The organism is Pontibacillus sp. ALD_SL1 (genome assembly GCF_017355605.1).
In genome coordinates, this window is the sequence record NZ_CP062975.1 from 314180 (window position 1) to 332510 (window position 18331).

Consider the following 18331-nt stretch of genomic DNA (forward strand, 5'->3'; position numbering starts at 1 on the left):
CTCCTTTATATATCTTTTGACACACCCCGAATAATCCAAATGATGAGTGCGGCTGCTGCGATGTAACTGAGAGCAGCGACTACGAGCAGAATTTGACCGACAAGTGTAGTGATCATGACGGCATATTGTTCTTTATTTAATAACGTAAATGTAATAGCGAAGAAAATAGGAGCTGACAGTAAAATAATTCCCACCATCTTGCTGTTTGCAATGGTTTTATCAATTTCTTTCTTCAGCTCTTGGCGCTGTTGGATAATCTTTGACATGTTGCGAAGCAGGGGTTCGAGCTTCCCTCCTACCTCGTACTGAATTTCCATCGCATTGATTGCCATCGTAAAGTCTTTGATATCAATTCGACGCTTCAATTCTTTCATTGCTTTTTTGAAACTTTTCCCTGCGTCCATCTCGTTGTGTGTTTTGGAAAACTCTTCGCCTATTGGGTAAGGCATATCTTTTCCGACGATTTGAATGGCTTTTTGGATAATGTGGCCTGATTTAAGTGCATCCGCAATGTTTAATAGGGCGTCTTGAATTTGGTCTTGCAGAAGCTTGTAACGTTTTTGAATTTTGACCATGACAATCAACTTCGGCGCCAGGGTCCCGAGGAATCCGAGAACCCCTGCTGCTAAAAATCGACCAAGAGCAAGGCTTACAGAATCCACAGGAATCCAAAAGAAGAGAGAACTCCATAAACCTGGTATCGGGTATAGTAAAAACCCAATAAGACTTCCCACTATCGCCCCTATGCTCATAAAACTAAGGTATTCTTTTGGTTCCAGCAGAATATTTGCTTTTAACAGCTGTGTTTTGATTTTTTCTTCCTGTTTGGAAAACAGGAGAGAAACAAGGTCGATAATGGAAAATTTATTATCCTTGTCTCCTTTTCCTATCCTTGCTGTCACCTGTCTTGTGACCTGATTGGTTTTAAACAGACGCAAATCATAGGTGAGAAGAGCTAATACGGTAATGCAGACCACAAGGTAAATGAAGGAGAACGGGTGTTGAGAGAAACCGTCTCCAATTCTAGCTATCAACGCATCCATTAGGCTTCACTCCCTTTGGTGAGGGAATCAAAGTTACGGCTGTATTTTTCAAATTTGCTCAACAGATTATTGGTTGGTCGGTAGCCCGTGTATTCAAAATGCCCTTCTAATTTTCCATCTTCGTTAACACGATCAAGTTTCCAGATAAAGATGGGTTCTGTTCGAACCTGTTCTGTTTCAGGTATGTATTCTACCACCTCAGATATGTGGGTGATTTTACGTGATCCGTCTTTTAAGCGACTGATTTGAACAATTAAGTCAACAGCTCCTGCGATTTGTTCTTTAATCGCCTGGTCAGGGATTTTATACCCTGCATAGAGAACAAGAGTAGCAATACGGGATACACATTCTTTCGGACTGTTCGAGTGGGTGGTTCCCATGCTTCCGTCATGTCCTGTGTTCATCGCTTGCAACAAATCAAGAGCGGACCCGTCCCGAACCTCACCAACAATGACGCGTTCAGGTCGCATTCTAAGACTCGCTTTGATTAAATCCTGTATCGTAATTTCTCCTGTTCCTTCCGCATTGGCTGGGCGGGATTCCAATTTTACGACATGGTCATTGCTCAGCTGTAATTCAGCACTGTCTTCAATGGTAATAATACGTTCGTCATCAGGTACAAAGTTACTCATGATATTCAAAGTTGTGGTTTTTCCAGACCCAGTTCCTCCAGAAACGACAATGTTGCTTCGGGCCTTAACAGCAGACTCAAGAAAAGTGGCAATGGTTTCGTCGACTGTGCCGAAATTCACCAGATCGTCAATCCCCAGTTTTTCCTGGAAGAATTTACGGATGGTGATGGTTGTTCCTTTCATAGATATAGGCGGAATCACAATGTGAACTCGAGAGCCATCAGGGAGCCTGGCGTCCACGATCGGGTTGGAGTTATCGATTCGACGCCCAATGTGTCCAACGATTTTACGGGCTAGCGTAATAACCTCTTCTTCATCGTCAAATTTGATGTCTGTCAGTATAAGTTTCCCCTTTTTTTCTACCCAAACTTCTTCAGGAGCATTCACCATAACCTCTGAGACCTCATCGTCCATGATTAAGGGGTGAATTTTACCTAAGCTGGTAATTTCCAAAAGGACTTTATCCAGAAGCTCTTGTCTCATATATAAAGGGAGGTTTGTGCCTGAATCATCCAGAATATTTGTAATCCATTCTTTTACTTGTTCAACGGTTTTTTCATCTTTGGTTCCGAAGAGGTTCTTATTTTTCGTTTTTTCAGCTAATTCCGTTGAAATGCGGGCTCTTAGCTCCTCGATTTCTGCGTTTCGTTCAGCTTGTATTTTTTCTTCTCCATGTTTACTTGCCATCTTGTCAAAGTATTTAGACATGCCGTCCACCTCCTTTTATTGATCTTTTTTGAAGAAAGAAGTCAAAATGTTCTTTTCTTTCTTCTTGTTTTTGGAAAGATATAGTTCTCGATCAAACGGATAAACAAGTCGAGCCAGCTCTTTCATCGGTCTTGCAGAAGGGCCGTTATCCTCCACGGGTAACTGACCGTTATTGGATAAATTCGTGACTTTTGGGTCTTCTGGAATCGTAAGACGAATGTTTGTGTTGAAAATTGTTCGCTTTATGGTGTCGGGATGAATATCTACTTTTTGGCTTTCTTTATTCAAAATGTATTGAAATTTGCTCGTGATTTTTTCGGTTAGATTGTTTTCAAATACGCGCATCATGGAGATGAACTTATGGGTATGGAGCAGGTTTGAGAGGTCAGGTTCTAAAACAACGAATCCTTTGTCTGCGATGGTAAGCGGAAAACTTGACCAGTCTTCTCGTATATTGGAAGACGTATCAATAATAATGAGGTCAAACATTTCTCTTAAATGGGTTACGAGTCGCTTTATGGTGTCGGGATTCACGCGACTCATGTCCCGAATAATGTCAGAAGGGGTGTGAAGGATTTGAACGCCTGATGGCTCGTGTGTGATGAGGGCTTGTTTAATTAGTGTTTCGTCAATGTTATTCGGGTCTTCACAGATATCGAAAACATTTCGTTTACAAAAAATTAGGTCGTCTTGATGAAACTTGTGAAGAATGGAAGGGAACAAGAGGTTAAAGTCGACTATACATACTTTGGGTTTGTATTCGCTGTGTTTTCGAATCGTCACTGCTGCATTAACCGCAAGAGTCGTTTTCCCCGCGCTTGTAGGTGAAGAGAAGACGGCTACAATGTTTGGTTTTGTGCCTTTGAACTCATTGTCGTCATAGATTTCGGTGTGCAGGGACGTTCCTTTGGCATACATATCCAATAACGAGCGTTCGTTGGATGAATAGGATTTAGCCTGCTTTCGTTCTTTTTTACTCTTCTTATCTGGCAAAGGGGAACGATCGATTTCTTCGATCGGTTCCGCCTCTTCTTCTTCTTCTTCTGCTTCATAATCTGGTTCTTCATGTTGAGCTCGTGGTTCCATTTTTGGTTCAATTTTGAACTTTTTTCGGTTTTGGTTTTCGCTTGACTCCTCCGCTTCTCCCTTTGCTTCTTCGGGATTGAAGCCCGTTAATTCGTAAATGGTATCTAACAATTCTTTGGCTTTATAAGGCTTTGAAAGGTGTTCGTCAGCTCCTTTTTTGAGCGCTTCTTCTGCTAGATTGTTCGTTTTTGAATTTAGCATAATGATGATTTTAGCTTCTGGGTTCACTTTTTTGATGGGTCCGATTAATTCAATACCCATTTTGTCTGGGAGGAAGGCGGAAATCAGAAAAACATCGGCTTCTTTCGCTCTGGAAAGATCGTTGTAGCATTGATTGAAATTGTGGGAACTCCCGATCAGTTTTATGCCTAATTGGGGGTTGTTGTAGAATAATTCCGATAAACGATCTATCGTAGAACCTTCTTTATCAACCGCATACAATTTGATCTTATTCCTCTTCATTTTGATCACTCTCCTCATTAAGAGTTTCATCTTCTGTCATAAAATCATTAACATCAAATGTTTCATCAGAAGAGAATCCGTCCTCGTTGTTGGATTGGTTGCCAAGGACTTTGTTTATTAATTCATCTGAAGTGATGGTTTCAGGCTTATCTCCCTCATCAAAACATTGCAATGTTTTCAGACGGAAGTCATAAATGGCATTCATCTCTGCTAACTGCGTATTTCTTTGTTCTTCATCAAGCGTCTGGTCTTCATTGATTTTGCTGATTTCATCGTTACGTTCCTGTTGGATATTAGCCATTTCAACATCGCACGTATTCACATCTTTTTGGCCTGGAAGTTGAAGAATAAATGTTCCAATGTCTCGGGCTAGAGATAATTCCGTAAACTCTTTTTGTGAAACAAGCAGATATACCGTGCCCTGATCAACGCCCTGAATACGAACGTTACGAAGTAAAGGCCCTGAAATGATGCTTTCATCGTCGCCTGTAAATTCTGGGTTGATGGTTAAGTTGATATCAATAAAGTCGCCTGCCTGTAATCCAGGTGGTAGAGATGAAACAGCATCAACCAGTTTAAACACCGTGTGATATTTCGCTGTTTCTGAAGCGAATTCACCTGATGTTTTGGTTTTTGTTAAAGCAGCACGCGGGATCGGAGAACCTGCTGGCAAGTGATACAGAAGTTTTGCTCCCATAAGTTCGTTGACGTCTGTTACCAGTGTGTTTCCGAAACGTTCATAATCTTCTTTTAGAATGGATTCCATTTTTAAATGTTCGCCTTGTTTTTCTAACGGGATATTCGGATCAATTTCGTTCGTTGCCACCACGACAACGGGAACTTTATCATTACGTCCTGTTAAAAGGCCTACTAATAATACAGAAATGACAATGGATAACACCATAATCATAAGTTTTTGAATACGAATTTTCTTTTGCATACAACCACCTCACCTTTGCGGAAAGAATGTAGGAGGAAATGGTAAAAAGGTCAAGGAAAAACGGATTCTTTTTTTGTGCAAAAAAAAGAGAGGGGAGCTCCCTCTCGTGGTTATATCTTTTGTTCTTCCCAAAGCGTTTTTTTCAAATTGTTCCCGCTCTTAGAAGCATCTTTTATATTCGCAAATGTTGAGAAATTGGCTATGATCTTCCCTTTTGCATTGGTAACCTTTTGGAATCTTTTGTTGATCCACAAATAAAACTGTCTTTTGGTTTTGGTGAACAAGAGGTCTCGGTTTGGAGATATGAAGTAAAATGTAGCAGGCTCTCCAGGATAAAGATTTTGCATAACGTCATAAATTTTATCCATGGCCTCAAAAAATCCTTCATCTGTATGAGTGCCTCGTTCCACTTCTATGTATTGCTTGATGCCATCCTGTTCAACAATAAGATCAAAATCCTTCCGTCTTCCGCCTGGTAAATCAAAGCGAAGATCATCTCGTTCTGTATACACTTTGTATCCCATTTCTTCAAAAGCACGGGCTGAATCATATATTAAATAACCATGTTCATAGGTGGTATGCTGTTCTTTTACCCGTTTCTTTTCTGGAACAACAGGATTCTTTTTTGTAAGAATGCTGTATATGGCTTTGCCTGTGTCGCTTAATTCAAACAACTGAAAGTTGAATCCTCCCTTTGAGCCTAGATCAATCTTTTCGCTAAATAAATACCCGCTGTCCTTCAAACCTTTTGTCACAGCGCTCAGATCGCTAAGACTGAACTTATTCCCTTTTTGGAAGTATTGTTTCCCTTTGTCATCTTCCGCTAAATAATTTTTGAGCTCCTGGTTTCGTGATATTCCAGTCTTTCCTATAACTTCTATAACGTACTGACGTTCTTCTGGCATGGTTTCAATGTGACGCTCCATATCCAGCAGAAGGTGTGTTTCAATCTCCACTGGTTCTTCTTTGTCCTCATCTGGTTCATGGAGTTCTTTATGGGAATTTTTTTCAATGATTGGTTCCTTGGACGGAGCAGGAGAAACAGACGTTTCCTCTGCGGGAATTTCTTCAGAGGCAGGTGTTTCAGAAGGGGGCGAATTTGACAGGGTTTGTTCAGCCGTTTTTGATTCCATGGACACAAGTTTTCTTTTTAACGCTTTGTTTTCTTCTTGTATGGTTTGGACTTCTGAGGCGATTATGTCATCCATATTTTGTCCCCGATCCACCAGTTTCTTTATATGATCAAGTAAGTCTTCTGATATGTCATTTACGTTCCAAGACGTCGTATCCAGGCGGCGTTTTAAATCCGTCCCCGAAGGAAGAAGAGTAGATACAAGGCGAACCAGTTCTTTCAAGGTATGATTCTCTTTTTTTAATCTTTCGTTGGATATGGAAATTTTGGATGAATTCTGAGAAAGGCTTTGGAACTCTTTTGAAATTTCTTCTATTTTATCTATAAGATTGAGGTACTCATTTTTCAGCTTACGATTTTGTTTTTTCTCATTAAGTTTATCAAGTTCAATGAAGTTTAATTTTTCGATATCTTTCGTGTAATCCTTTGTTTCCTTTTCAACACCGATTTCCTGTTCAAACAAATCTTCAACAGACGTACGTTTGGTTTTCTCTTGAAACCGCTTCTCCTCTTCTCCGATAATGAAATTATCAAGATCAAGTCTTTTGGATGAAGGAGCTTCTTTGTCAGGTTGTTTTTTACTGCGCTCCATATTCGACGATCCTGTAATTAACCTAAAAATATCAGCCATTCTTATCCCTCCTTCTTTTTCGATTGGCCTTTCTTTTTCTTCCATTGTTCTAATGTTATCCAACCACCGTATTTTTGCACGTATTTGACTAATTTTAATTCTTTGTCAGGGTATTTGTATTCAAATAATTTTCGTTTTAATAGGAAGTCAGGTGTCATCATTCCTTTTACATCTACGTATTCAATTTTTCCGTTTTTGAATGTAACTTCAAAATCCGCAACGTACTGTATCTTTTGAAAATTCTTACCATTTTTCTTGAATGCAGGCTGAAGCTCAAAACTGGGCTGGAACTTAATATCTAGAATCTCCTGCTCATCTCTTTGACTCAACAGGTAGAGATAATAATTTGCTTCCTCTCTGGAATCGAAGAGCTGGTCGTTGATAATTACTTTTTTGGATCTGTATTTAAGGTCTTTTTGATGAATGCACAATTCGAATGAGTGGATGATGCCGTTTTGTTTGTGTTGTTGAAGCGATAAATAATAATCAACATCGGCTTTAGATGTAAATGTGTAGTTATCAATGGTGTAGGATAGAGGTTTTAAGTGAGTTTTGCCTTCTTCTTTGCATTGTTCGATGAAAAAGGAGTGAATGAAGCCCTGTTCTTTTTTACTTTTCAACGTGTCATAGAATCGCACATCCGTTTTACTTCGAAACACGTAGGAATCAATTGAGATCAATTTCATAAAACGCCTCCTAAAAATTTCGTCTATGATATCTATAATTTTGTTACATAACGAAAAAAACATTCATTTTTCTGAAATTAGTAAAACAAAAAAACAAATGCAAGGTTTATGCCCTGCATTTATTTTTTGTGAATGATGCATTTTTCAATTTTAGAAGCAGAAACTTCTCGTGTCATAAGCGTTAAGTCGATTTTCTTTTTCTTTTTGTTGTTGTGTTCCGTTACCCAGCGTTTTGTGACAGTTTTGTTATACTCACGGCTCTGAAGACGACCAGATACTCGTACAATGTCATGCTTCGCCATCGATTCAAACGATGTGACCGCTAAGTCTCCCCAAGCAATGATGTTATTATAGAATACGCGATCTTCAAAAAAGGAACTTTTTGTCTTTAAGTTGAAGCTTAAAAATGCCACTTTATTCTCTTGTCCAAGGTAATCGTAGTAAGGAGATCTCATAACTTTCCCGCATAGAACCACTTTGTTTCTGTCTCCGTATAGGGGGTCTTTTTCTTCATCTAAACGCTCAATACTCTTGGCTATAACTTCATAGGCTACGTGTTCGGTTTCTTTGAAGACATCTCCGTTTGCGTCCACCCGATATACGTAAGGGGATTCCTGAGTTTTTTCTTTTCGTCCGTCTTCTTTGTACATAGAGTCCTCAGGTACCGATGGGATAAATCCGATGTCTAGCAGTTTACTCCAATCAATGGGCTGGCGTTTCCGTCCTGTGGGTTGCTTAAGGGCTGGAACCTCTTCTCTGATTTCAATATAGTTCTGTACTGCCATCACAATCAGGTTTTCAACTTCATGATTGTCTCTCGTGTAATTGCGACTTTGCAGTTCCCCTTTTACGCGAATGCGGTCCCCGTTTTCGTATTCTTCGTGGAACGTTTCTTCATCGAACAATACAATACGATTCTCGTCCGTCTTCCATTCGTCCTCTTCTGACTTTCGCTTGCGGTAGGATACCAGATCGAATGCAATAAGTGGTCTCGGTATGTACTTGCAATAATCAGGCAGGTTTTGGATTGTTCCTGTAATATCCACAAAATTCTCATCTCTCTTGTACTCAATTTCTTTCATATTTCTCCCTCCTTCTTGTCTTAGCTGAAATCGTCAAAGTTTAAAAAGATTTCGTTAAGTCCAGGTAACTTTTTCTCGCTTTGGCAATATAAAAGGAATTCTTCTTCTGTCAAATATTTGGCACCGATCAATTTTTGTTTTAATTCATCAAAGTTTTTAACGAGAAATTCATCCGCATCAAACCCGATTTTTTTATCAAATTTTTTGGGTTTCAATTCCACAATCTCTTTCTTGTGGTTGTGATCATAAACCATATTGATGGTGTAATCTGTTATCAGATACACGCCGTCCTGAATTTCATCATGACTCAGCAGGAGCTGTTCGATTTTTGAGGTCTTCCCAGGTTCAACTAAACGGTGGTACAAAAAGATGTAATTTTCCTCATCGCCGTAGTTGCTCTTGACGTACACCCATTTATTCAATAATTCGCTTAACAGACGCTTTCGCTTGTCTTCCACGGCTTTGCTTCTTTTTTTTCCTCTTACGCGCTTTGTCATCCTCATCACCTACTTTTCTTCGTAACCGTTTTTATTAACGAAACCAATGATGAAGAACTTTAGAAAAAAACGGATGTCAAGAAAGGTTTTTTGTTATAAAACCTCTATACAACTAAGAATGGAGGTGCCTCTTGTGAATCAATCGAAGAAGCGGATGGTCGTTTTATTTTGGATAATGTTGGTCCTCTCTTTGTTTGTCATTGGAGGACGTTACGCTTATATACAGATATGGAAGGCCAGTGACTATCAAAAAGAGGTTGTCGAGAACCGAGTAAGAGAAATTGAGAAAAGAGCTGAACGAGGAAAAATCGTAGATCGAAACGGGCAGGAACTCGCTATGAGTTTAATGGCTTATAACATTGATATCTATCCAAACCTCATCACATCGAAAGAGCATCAGGAACGTGTGGCTGAAGTTTTGGCGCTTCATTTAGATCTTTCTTATGATGAGATGTTACGGAAAGCGCAGTCTGATGAAAAATGGATGAGTATACAAAAACGTGTGGAACCGCATGTCGTTGATAAGATAAAAGAAGAGGATGTAGGGGGGATCGGATTTATCAAAACCCCGAAACGGTACTACCCAAACCAGACGTTAGCTTCTGGTGTGCTTGGTTTTGTTAACCATGCTTACCAGCCTGGTGCTGGTTTAGAGGTCAGTATGAATAACTATTTAGCTGGGATACCAGGGTATACCATAGCGGAAACAGACCCAGTTGGAAACATCATACCCGTTGGCCTTGAAACCGCCTCAAATCCGATCAATGGTCAAAATGTTCATTTGACCCTGGATAGCTATCTTCAATATGTGCTCGAAAAGAGGATGATGCAGGGGATGGAAGATATGAGCCCTGTCGGGATTCATGGCATCATCATGGACCCTAAAAACGGAGACATATTGGCTATGGCAAGTGTCCCAGGCTTTAACCCAAATGACTACAACAGCGCCTCCCCTGAATTGTGGAACCGCCAGCCATCAAGCTACGCCTATGAGCCTGGGAGTACCATTAAGCCTATCATCATGGCAATGGCATTGGACGAAGGGGCAATCAGTACGGAGGATCAATGGGATGACCCAGGCTATAAAAATGTAAAGGGAAGTCTGTTGTATGATTGGAACAAAATGGGTTGGGGTGTTGTGGGACTTGAGGACATCATCGTTCATTCCTCGAACGTTGGCATGATCAATATCATTCAACAGATGGATGATGAAACGGTCATAGACCGTCTGGAAAAAGCGGGTTTTGGGGAGAAAACAGGAATTCCGCTTCCAGGCGAACCAACGGGTATGTTCCCAAGAGAAGCACCCATTAATGCGGTCCAAAAAGCAACCATTTCGTTTGGCCAAGGCATTCAAATGACACCTCTTCAACTTCTCACAGCTTTTAGTGAAGTGATTAACGGAGGAAGAGACATAGACCCGAGGCTTGTTTCCCATGTAAAAGATCAGTTTGGTAATGTGTTGTATCAAAATGATGAGCCCACGCTTGAAGAACGCTATTCAAAAGAAACGTCTGATACCATTAGATCTTATTTAAAAACGAATATGGAGATAGGGTCAGGGGTAGATGCCCAGATTGAGGGAATAGAAATGGGAGGAAAAACGGGATCAGCCTGGGTGGAGGAAAACGGGGCCTATAAAAAAGGTGAAATTGTTGGTTCCTTTATCGGATTTGCTCCTTATGAAGATCCTCAAGTAGCCATGCTTATCGTAGTTGATCAACCTCAAGGAGTGGAGTTTGGCAGTTTGTCGGCAGGACCTATTTATAAAGATGTAATGGAAGAAACGCTTCGATACCTTTCTGTAAAGAATGAAGAAGATGTGAAAGTGAAAGCTGAGATTCCAAATGTAATAGGCAAACTGAGCACTGAAGGTGAGGCTGTGATTTTAAAGCATTATCCTTCCGTTACGATTAATGGGGTTTCATCTCAGACAGTGGTAGTCGATCAGAGATATACGTATGTCAATCACCACCTTATAATCGACTTTGAAACGAGGCCATTAAATGAAGAAGGAAATGTGTATATTCCTGATCTTTATGGGATGAAAAGAGAAGATGTTGAGGCCTTCATTTCAGATCTCCCTTTAGAAGTCATGATGAAGGGAAACGGACGGGTCGTTGAGCAAAGTGTCCCATCTGGTCTTTATAAAGAAGGGCAAAACCTCTTAATTTGGTTCGATTAAATACAGCCATAAAAAAACGCGATCAACGCGTTTTTTATTTTTCCTAATTTTCAAATTTTTATGTGTTATAATAAGGAAAAAATGAAAGGGGTCTTATAAATGGAGCTCAAAAATTCGTTCGATACGTTTGTTCAAATGGTGCAGAGCCCTAATGTAACAAAAGACGATGCAGCAAATTATGTGACCTCTTCGCACGGATATTTATGGAAAAGCGACCCCATGAGATTGTTTGCGGTGAAATGGGATCAACACAACGAACATGCTTATCACTATTCGATCAACGATTTTCAAAACGCGGAGGAAATCACAGGATATGACCAGAAAGAAAACGGCGATATCCTCTTGTTTCAACAAGAAAACACGGTGATCTTAAAGCCTAAAAAAGGAATTGAGATCCCGCCTATCATCGAAGTATTGAATAGTGATAAAGTGCCAACAATAGCTATAACTATAAAAGGGAAAGAGTTAGTTAAATTTTTCCTTATGTGTCACCGAAAGTTAAACAATGGATATGAGAACCACAATCTCTTTACTGTTCGAATGAACACGAAAAAAGAGAGTCTAGCGCTAATGAAACAAGGCGATGTGATTCTGGAAAGGTCTGTTCCTATGAAAAGCGATGGGACTAGTGAATGTTCCATCGATTGGTATTACGGCCTTATAAAAGATGTTTTCACTTACGCCAATGGGGTGAATGCTAAAGTGGATCTTTTTGTCTACCAACCGTATTATACCCGCTTTGATTTTGGTGAGGGGCTTCAAGCAGTTGTTCTTCACCAAAAGGAAACGCTCTCGCTGCCTCTAAATACGTAAAAGGGGTGGCAGTATGAAAACAAACAAACGAATGTATCGTTCTGTAACAAAAAATGAATTTATAAAAGAAATTCAAACACTTATGGATGGACTGGATGAAATCCAAATAGAATATAACAATCGAATTAAGTCTTGGAAAGACCTTCATATCAAAGAAACCAAAAAACGATATCGAAAATGGTAAAAGAAAAGGGGAGTCTATATGACGAATAACCAAGAAAAAATCTTGCAGTGTAGTTTTTGTGGAAAAAAACAGCATGAAGTGTTGAAATTAGTTGCAGGACCTGGCGTTTATATTTGTGACGAATGCATTGATTTGTGTTATGAAATTAAGGAAGAAGACCTCATCATGAATCCTAAACAGGATGAGACGTTTGAAGATGTTCCGAAACCTTTAGAAATCAAAAAAATCTTGGATGAACATGTTATCGGTCAAGACTTAGCTAAAAAAGCTTTATGCGTGGCGGTATACGAGCACTATAAAGAAATTCGATCTCATATGGATTCAGGTGTGAAATTGCAAAAAGCCAATGTTTTATTACCTGGTCCTACGGGTTCAGGGAAAACCCTGCTGGCTCAGACGTTAGCAGAAGTGCTTCATGTGCCGTTTGCTATTGCGGATGCTACCACATTAACGGAAGCAGGTTATGTGGGTGAGGATGTCGAAAACATTTTATTGAAGTTGATCCAGGCGGCCGATTTTGATATTGAGAAAGCTCAAAAAGGGATTATTTATGTTGATGAGATTGATAAAATAGCACGAAAAGGCGAAAACGCCTCCATCACACGAGATGTATCAGGTGAAGGGGTTCAGCAGGCTCTTCTTAAGATTATTGAGGGAACCGTTGCTAATGTTCCTCCGCAAGGCGGACGGAAGCACCCACACCAAGAACACATACAGATCGACACGCGCAACATTTTGTTTATCTGCGGCGGAGCGTTTGATGGGATTGATGACATTATTAAACGACGCTTGGGTGAACATGTCATTGGTTTTGCGTCAGATGAGGAGAAAGATGGGGCTGAGGACGAGGAATTGTTAACCTTTATCCAAACAGAAGATATGCTTAAATACGGTATTATTCCAGAACTCCTTGGGCGTCTTCCTGTTATAGCGCCTCTTGAAAAACTCGATAAAAACGCATTGGTTCGTATTTTAACAGAGCCAACGAACGCGCTTGTGAAGCAGTATGAAAAACGTTTCTCATTAGATGGCAAACGCATTGCATTCGATGAAGATGCGCTTGAAGAAATTGCTAATTTGGCCATGGAGCGAAATACAGGCGCCAGAGGCCTGCATGGAATTGCTGAGGATTTACTCATGGATCTTCGGTTTGAACTGCCGTCTAACAAAAACGTGAACTACGTTCGCGTCACAAAGGCTTTTGTTCTAAGCAAAAACCCTGACGATTTAGTGAAAACATGGACAGATGATCAACAATCTGCATAAAAAAACTCCCCTTGGGGAGTTTTTTTAGTAACTTCGATTCATAAATATCCGCTCGATATCTTCTATCTCTTCTAATGAGTATTTTTTCTTATTGGCGCTTTGTATAAAGCGCTGAACTTGTTCAACGTGTACGGCTTCGTAGGAGCTTGGGAATCCTTTTAACTTCACGTCCTCGTGGGTCATGCAAATCACAGGTGTTACTTCAATGTCACCAAATCCTTCTTGTTTCAATATTCGTTTTAGGAAATGGTTGTCAAATTCTGTGGTAGTGGCGTAGTTTTTGGTGTCATTCTTGGTTGCGGCTGTTCGCTGAACACTTGTGGATGTAAACGAAACGGTTCCCGTCCAGTTGCAGGGATACACATGAAATACGCCCGTTGGACCGATTACGATAAAGTCATGCGTGCTTTTTCGATCCCCGTGCAGCAGCGTGATCTCCTTTAGATACCGATAAGGAGATGGAAGATGAACGAGTTTTCGATTAATTGCTTTTTTGGATGCGTCGAGGGAGGGCTGATCCACAGGCAAGGGGAATGATGAGGAGGAAACGGTTGGCGGATCATTCCAGGTAACGCCAGGTGACAAAGGATTCACTCGGTTTTTCAGGCACCCCATCCACCCTGCAACGAACATGCAGAAAAATACGTAAGGAAGCAGTCCGTACGAAGGATAATAAGGGGGATAAGCAGCCAGAATGAAGGTTAAGAAGAAACCTGAAAATCCCGAAAGAGCTAAGGCTACGTACCCCTTTCCTCTGTGGTAGCTCACCCTTACAATGGCGAGTCGGAACAGAAGAAATAGGGAAGGGCAAAGGATGAAAAGGGGGATAAGGTTGTAGGAAAAAACAGACATAAGCATCGCTCCTTTTTTTGAGACTTTAGCAATTCCCGTCTAAACAATCTACTTTTTACCCATAAAAAAAGCACCGCTATGTGCGGTGCTTTACATTTTAATCCGTCTTTTTCGTTTTAAGTCTTTTGTCCAGTTTTGCTTGGCGTCATACGTTTGGGAACGGACGTGATTTAAACTGCTGATCACTTGTTTCTCATTCTCTTTGATGGTTTCTTCGTAGCGTTTTAAGATTGAGCTTGGGAAAGGTAATCCTGTAAACAAAGCAGCGATGTCAGAGCGTTCTGATTCATAGATCCCTGTAAAGGTTTCAAGAGGAAGCCCCAAATTATGAAGGTAGGCTTCTGGTTTTAGTGATGCGGTCCAGGCTGTTGGGATGTTGTACAGGGTGGCGCTTTTTGATATATGTTGAAGGTTGTTTTTGGCGTGAATGCCGAATGAGGAAGCGTGATTCATCCGTTTAGCAAGTTGTTCAGGATCTTTAGCTTCTTCTTTGGATAATGGTGCTTCTGTGATCATGCCTTGCCCTCGTTCCGATAACACCGTTAACAAATCCATTGAATCCAGATTCGAGATAGGGCTTTTTTTGTCTGTTGTTTGATTAAATGCGTGCAGGCCTGTTAAAAAGTCGATTCGTGATCGCTCGTATTTCTCATGCAAGGGGTGGGATTCGTATAAATTCATCACTTGTTGATTATCAATCATAAATGTCGTTCCGATTTCTTCAATTGAGCTGATATCCGTAAAGGCTTCCAGTGCATTCATCTTAGCGCGAAGGCTTTCTTCTTCGTCAGGAAGGAATAAAATGGGGGAAACGACTTTCGTTTGAAATGTATCCGTCAGCATTCGAACAACGTTTCCTGCCATGCCGCTTCCTGTTCCGCCGCCTATTGCAAATACAGGAAACAACACGTGCGCATGTTTAAACTGTTCTTCGATTCCGCCCCTGATCAGATCCTGATGCTCTAAAAACGCTTCTTCTCCGATACCGCGGTCTTTGCCTGCCCCTTCAAAACCTGCCAGGTGTGTTTTTTCTTCGCTGTCTAATTCTGATAATCCCTGCAAATCCACTTTCGCGGTATTAAATGCAAGGGCTTTGTACCCTAGGCTTTTAGCGTTATCTGCAAAAATGCCTCCTACTTGACCGAATCCAATAAAACCGAAATTTAACATAAAAACACCTCCATTCATAACGTATGTTCAGGAGTATGATAAAAGACGTTTTTTCACGATTTCCACACCCTCCCAAGCCATTACCAGGAAACAAACCCCAATCCTGCTCGTTATTTATCCCTTTCGTCACCTTCTTCCTTTCGTGACTCCAGTTTCGAAAACGAAGTCACACCTCCAAGGCATTAGAAAGTGAAACGGGAAAAGCGTTTCATTTTGAACGCCTGCTTATAAGTATACTTCTTGGGATTGTCATCATTTTGCTTGTAAGCAGAAAGACAAAAAACAACAAAGAAACATGAGAATCGTCTCATGTTTCTTTTTTTAGCGGGAATAAGGATTATTTTGGAATCAATTTAACTTCTCGTGAATAGGATAGAGCGTGAGGGGCATGGAGCTCCGAAAACAGAAAGGATGAGGATATAATGGCACGTTTTAATAGCGCAACATTGCTTGGGAAAGTTGTAAATGAAAAGTTGGAACCAAAAATTATCGGCAAACATCAAACGGACGGCATCAAACCAAACGCGGTGCTGAATTTCTTAATAGAATATTTCGACGAAGAAGATAAACGAACCTATCGTTTGCCAGTAGCCGTATGGGGCGTCGATGAAGTCGAACAGTGCGAAGAACATATGAAAAAAGGGGATCTCGTCCTGGTTCAAGGCGAGGTTCGTTACAAACATATACCGCTTCGGGATGAATACGGAAAGATTCAACGGGATGAGAATGACGAAATTATCATGGAGAAGATTTTCACAACCTTAAAAACGAATACGATAGAATTTGTTTCGAAAAAACTCAAAAACGAAGCCCTTCAATACGGCATTAACGACGTGAAATTGATCGGGAATCTCGTCTCAGAACCAACAGATAGTGAAGAAGGGTTTGTGGTAGCCGTCGATCGCTTGTATCCGACAAAAGAGGTTAAACCCAATGAAAACCTCGCCGATTTCATTACTCTTGTCGCCACTGACAAAGCTAAGATTCAAGGGGGGCTGAAGAAGGGATCAACGGTCATTGTGGATGGCAAGATGATGACCAGGAAACGACGGAAGGACATCGTGACGCCTAACATCGTTATCGGCATTAAAGAGATGGTGGGGAGGTAGTTATTGTGAATCAACCAGCTAAGACGCGAGCGTTCTCGTATAAACAAAAACAAACGTCACAAAAAGTGATTGATACACCTCAGCTGGAAACAAAACAGGAAAACATTAAGGAAACCGTACCACCAAAGAAGAGTCGCAAAAACGACAAGTCATCTGAAAAACCAGCGCAACCGAAGCAAGAAAAACCTAAAGACATGTCCCTTGAATATTACAAAGGGAAATCCGTTGAGGATATCGTGTTTGAAAACAGGCAATTGCGACGTGTCAGAGACCAAATGAGCGAACAGATTTTGGGATTAAATGACGAAGTAAAAGAAGTTCGCTCTATTTTGCAGGAGAAAATCAGGAAATGCGTGCTTCTTCATACGGAGGTTACAGAACCCATCGTATGCCAGTTTGAGGTTCATCCTGATGATTCCGACTATCAGGAGAACTTTGAAAACATCGAAAAGTTGGCAGGCGCCATACGTTGGATAGAAAGTTGCTTTATGCCGAGCGAAAACGATTATGTAGCGGAGATTCAAAAACTAAAGAGGGCGCTTGAGGAAACGGATCAGGCGCTCAGGGAATTAAAAAAGAACCCCCGTGACGTAAAAGCACCTGCTTCTCAAAAAGGCACACGGGTCGTGGCTCATAAAAAAATGCTCCATTCGCTTTCTCCGCAGGAATTGAAAGATATATTCCTCTCGCAATTCTCAAGAGATGAAATCCTCGATTTGTTTAAGACGTTAAAAGAACAAAAACTTAAGGAACAGGCCCAAAATGGGGCACCTGCATCCCAACCTGCCGCCCAAAATTCAGACAGCGAGAAAGCGTTTCAACAGAAAGTGGAACAACCAAAAGCAAAGTACTGGATGCTTCTAGAAGAGAAGGGGTATAAACCGACGCCTGCTGATCAAAAAAATATCGACGCTTATGTGTGGTCTGGAGATCAGAAAGTCCCGCTCAGTTATATCGATTATGATATAGCGGATTACACGGATTTTGACAAGATTATGGGCAAGACCGATCAGATCTATTTACTGTTTGATTCCAAACAACATAAGGATAAAGGAAACACCAACTTCACGTCCTGGCTCTTGAAAAAAGCGAAAGAACGAAAGAAACACATTTCATTCAGTTTCACAACGCTCGATGATTTAAAAGTAAGTGGATTAGATGACTTAGATACGTTATAGGAGGGATGAAATGTTAACCGTGATTGCCTTTTCTTCTGTTATCGGCCTTGGTGTTTTGCGTATTTTTGAAGAAGTTTATCACAAAGAATAGGGGAGAATATATGAAACATTTTAAACGCGTGTTGATTTTAGTCTTGCAGCTTGTGATGTTATTTGCCTTGTTACAAACTCTCGTTCACGGGGGGATGGGGGCTTTGCTCGGAGAGACATTCGGGCACGTGTCTCGGGTGATTATCGAGTTCGGGGTCACGATTATGTGTCTGTTTTCATCTTTACTCAGTTTCTATTTGCCATCGAGACGTCATCGGATTCTGCGAGATGCTCAAGTCCATCTCATGAAATATATTTCTGTACTTGGGTTGTTTCAGGTTCTGGCTTATTTTCTTGTCAACGTCACATCCTCACTCGTTGGTTCAGCAAGTCTTCATCCGCTGATGTTATCCATTATGATTATGCTCTATTGCATGAGTGCCTTTATGATTCCGTTTAACTATGTGAAAACGTTGTTCAATAAAGTCAAAGCTGTGGAAACAAGAGATCCGAGAAATTTGGTTCGGCAGTTTTTTGAATAAAAAATCAAAACCCCCGAGTGGAATCCCTCGGGGGTTTATTGATGCAATGATTGAATCGGTAAAGGAGTCGGCAATGCTTCCATGATGTAATCCGTGCCATACG

At 40.7% G+C, this 18331-nt stretch carries 17 protein-coding genes; 7 read left to right on the plus strand and 10 right to left on the minus strand.

Features of this window, described 5'->3' with window-relative positions; all coding sequences use genetic code 11:
- Positions 1-5: 5 nt before the first annotated feature.
- The 8 genes from IMZ31_RS20745 to IMZ31_RS20780 all read right to left on the minus strand — a co-directional run bounded on the left by IMZ31_RS20745 (position 6) and on the right by IMZ31_RS20780 (position 8899).
- Positions 6-1043 carry a type II secretion system F family protein gene (locus IMZ31_RS20745; RefSeq protein WP_207531439.1) on the minus strand — a complete coding sequence of 346 codons (1038 nt, stop codon included), beginning with the start codon at positions 1041-1043 and terminating at the stop codon, positions 6-8.
- On the minus strand, positions 1043-2383 hold the full coding sequence (locus IMZ31_RS20750) for a TadA family conjugal transfer-associated ATPase (protein ID WP_207531440.1): 1341 nt from the start codon (positions 2381-2383) through the stop codon (positions 1043-1045). Before IMZ31_RS20750 ends, IMZ31_RS20745 begins: the two co-directional genes overlap by 1 nt.
- 15 nt (positions 2384-2398) lie before the next feature.
- Complete coding sequence (locus tag IMZ31_RS20755; protein ID WP_207531441.1) at positions 2399-3931, minus strand: response regulator; 1533 nt, start codon at positions 3929-3931, stop codon at positions 2399-2401.
- Positions 3918-4871, minus strand: coding sequence for a CpaB family protein (locus IMZ31_RS20760; RefSeq protein WP_207531442.1), 954 nt, complete (start codon positions 4869-4871; stop codon positions 3918-3920). The genes IMZ31_RS20755 and IMZ31_RS20760 overlap by 14 nt, the downstream gene beginning before the upstream one ends.
- Positions 4872-4981: 110 nt before the next feature.
- On the minus strand, positions 4982-6634 hold the full coding sequence (locus IMZ31_RS20765) for a hypothetical protein (protein WP_207531443.1): 1653 nt from the start codon (positions 6632-6634) through the stop codon (positions 4982-4984).
- Between the two features lie 2 nt (positions 6635-6636).
- Positions 6637-7320: a DUF1064 domain-containing protein gene (locus IMZ31_RS20770; RefSeq protein ID WP_207531444.1), complete on the minus strand. Its 684-nt coding sequence runs from the start codon at positions 7318-7320 to the stop codon at positions 6637-6639.
- A 119-nt stretch (positions 7321-7439) separates the two neighbouring features.
- The gene (locus IMZ31_RS20775) at positions 7440-8402 is read right to left on the minus strand and encodes a single-stranded DNA-binding protein (RefSeq protein WP_207531445.1); all 963 of its coding nucleotides are present in this window, start codon (positions 8400-8402) and stop codon (positions 7440-7442) included.
- 20 nt (positions 8403-8422) lie between these two features.
- A complete protein-coding gene (locus tag IMZ31_RS20780; RefSeq protein WP_207531446.1) occupies positions 8423-8899 on the minus strand; it encodes a hypothetical protein in 477 nt (158 codons plus the stop codon).
- Between the two features lie 133 nt (positions 8900-9032).
- Between IMZ31_RS20780 and IMZ31_RS20785 the strand changes: the two genes are divergently transcribed.
- The 4 genes from IMZ31_RS20785 to clpX all read left to right on the plus strand — a co-directional run bounded on the left by IMZ31_RS20785 (position 9033) and on the right by clpX (position 13347).
- The gene (locus tag IMZ31_RS20785) at positions 9033-11084 is read left to right on the plus strand and encodes a penicillin-binding transpeptidase domain-containing protein (protein ID WP_207531447.1); all 2052 of its coding nucleotides are present in this window, start codon (positions 9033-9035) and stop codon (positions 11082-11084) included.
- Positions 11085-11183: 99 nt separating this feature from the next.
- Positions 11184-11897, plus strand: coding sequence for a hypothetical protein (locus tag IMZ31_RS20790; RefSeq protein ID WP_207531448.1), 714 nt, complete (start codon positions 11184-11186; stop codon positions 11895-11897).
- Positions 11898-11910: 13 nt separating this feature from the next.
- A complete protein-coding gene (locus IMZ31_RS20795) occupies positions 11911-12081 on the plus strand; it encodes a hypothetical protein (protein ID WP_207531449.1) in 171 nt (56 codons plus the stop codon).
- A gap of 18 nt (positions 12082-12099) precedes the next feature.
- The gene (gene clpX, locus IMZ31_RS20800; RefSeq protein WP_207531450.1) at positions 12100-13347 is read left to right on the plus strand and encodes an ATP-dependent protease ATP-binding subunit ClpX; all 1248 of its coding nucleotides are present in this window, start codon (positions 12100-12102) and stop codon (positions 13345-13347) included.
- A 24-nt stretch (positions 13348-13371) separates the two neighbouring features.
- On the opposite strand, the gene IMZ31_RS20805 is transcribed toward clpX, so the two are convergent.
- Both IMZ31_RS20805 and IMZ31_RS20810 read right to left on the minus strand, forming a co-directional pair.
- Positions 13372-14199 carry a nuclease-related domain-containing protein gene (locus IMZ31_RS20805; RefSeq protein WP_207531451.1) on the minus strand — a complete coding sequence of 276 codons (828 nt, stop codon included), beginning with the start codon at positions 14197-14199 and terminating at the stop codon, positions 13372-13374.
- A gap of 90 nt (positions 14200-14289) precedes the next feature.
- Positions 14290-15369, minus strand: a complete 1080-nt coding sequence (locus tag IMZ31_RS20810) for a tubulin-like doman-containing protein (RefSeq protein WP_207531452.1) — start codon at positions 15367-15369, stop codon at positions 14290-14292.
- Positions 15370-15791: 422 nt separating this feature from the next.
- On the opposite strand from IMZ31_RS20810, the gene IMZ31_RS20815 reads away from it, so the two are divergent.
- The 3 genes from IMZ31_RS20815 (at position 15792) to IMZ31_RS20825 (ending at position 18228) form a co-directional block, all read left to right on the plus strand.
- A complete protein-coding gene (locus IMZ31_RS20815; RefSeq protein ID WP_207531453.1) occupies positions 15792-16478 on the plus strand; it encodes a single-stranded DNA-binding protein in 687 nt (228 codons plus the stop codon).
- A gap of 5 nt (positions 16479-16483) precedes the next feature.
- Entirely contained in the window at positions 16484-17656 is a 1173-nt protein-coding gene (locus tag IMZ31_RS20820) for a hypothetical protein (protein ID WP_207531454.1), read from the plus strand.
- A gap of 101 nt (positions 17657-17757) precedes the next feature.
- Entirely contained in the window at positions 17758-18228 is a 471-nt protein-coding gene (locus IMZ31_RS20825; RefSeq protein ID WP_207531455.1) for a hypothetical protein, read from the plus strand.
- Positions 18229-18331: the final 103 nt, after the last annotated feature.

Bases quoted from the DNA above. Each gene is read 5' to 3' on its own strand.
- IMZ31_RS20780 (WP_207531446.1), bottom strand. From the start codon at position 8,899: ATGACAAAGCGCGTAAGAGGAAAAAAAAGAAGCAAAGCCGTGGAAGAC.
- IMZ31_RS20765 (WP_207531443.1), bottom strand. From the start codon at position 6,634: ATGGCTGATATTTTTAGGTTAATTACAGGATCGTCGAATATGGAGCGC.
- IMZ31_RS20795 (WP_207531449.1), top strand. From the start codon at position 11,911: ATGAAAACAAACAAACGAATGTATCGTTCTGTAACAAAAAATGAATTT.
- IMZ31_RS20825 (WP_207531455.1), top strand. From the start codon at position 17,758: ATGAAACATTTTAAACGCGTGTTGATTTTAGTCTTGCAGCTTGTGATG.
- IMZ31_RS20750 (WP_207531440.1), bottom strand. From the start codon at position 2,383: ATGTCTAAATACTTTGACAAGATGGCAAGTAAACATGGAGAAGAAAAA.
- clpX (WP_207531450.1), top strand. From the start codon at position 12,100: ATGACGAATAACCAAGAAAAAATCTTGCAGTGTAGTTTTTGTGGAAAA.
- IMZ31_RS20790 (WP_207531448.1), top strand. From the start codon at position 11,184: ATGGAGCTCAAAAATTCGTTCGATACGTTTGTTCAAATGGTGCAGAGC.
- IMZ31_RS20810 (WP_207531452.1), bottom strand. From the start codon at position 15,369: ATGTTAAATTTCGGTTTTATTGGATTCGGTCAAGTAGGAGGCATTTTT.
- IMZ31_RS20775 (WP_207531445.1), bottom strand. From the start codon at position 8,402: ATGAAAGAAATTGAGTACAAGAGAGATGAGAATTTTGTGGATATTACA.
- IMZ31_RS20755 (WP_207531441.1), bottom strand. From the start codon at position 3,931: ATGAAGAGGAATAAGATCAAATTGTATGCGGTTGATAAAGAAGGTTCT.
- IMZ31_RS20770 (WP_207531444.1), bottom strand. From the start codon at position 7,320: ATGAAATTGATCTCAATTGATTCCTACGTGTTTCGAAGTAAAACGGAT.
- IMZ31_RS20760 (WP_207531442.1), bottom strand. From the start codon at position 4,871: ATGCAAAAGAAAATTCGTATTCAAAAACTTATGATTATGGTGTTATCC.
- IMZ31_RS20815 (WP_207531453.1), top strand. From the start codon at position 15,792: ATGGCACGTTTTAATAGCGCAACATTGCTTGGGAAAGTTGTAAATGAA.
- IMZ31_RS20805 (WP_207531451.1), bottom strand. From the start codon at position 14,199: ATGTCTGTTTTTTCCTACAACCTTATCCCCCTTTTCATCCTTTGCCCT.
- IMZ31_RS20745 (WP_207531439.1), bottom strand. From the start codon at position 1,043: ATGGATGCGTTGATAGCTAGAATTGGAGACGGTTTCTCTCAACACCCG.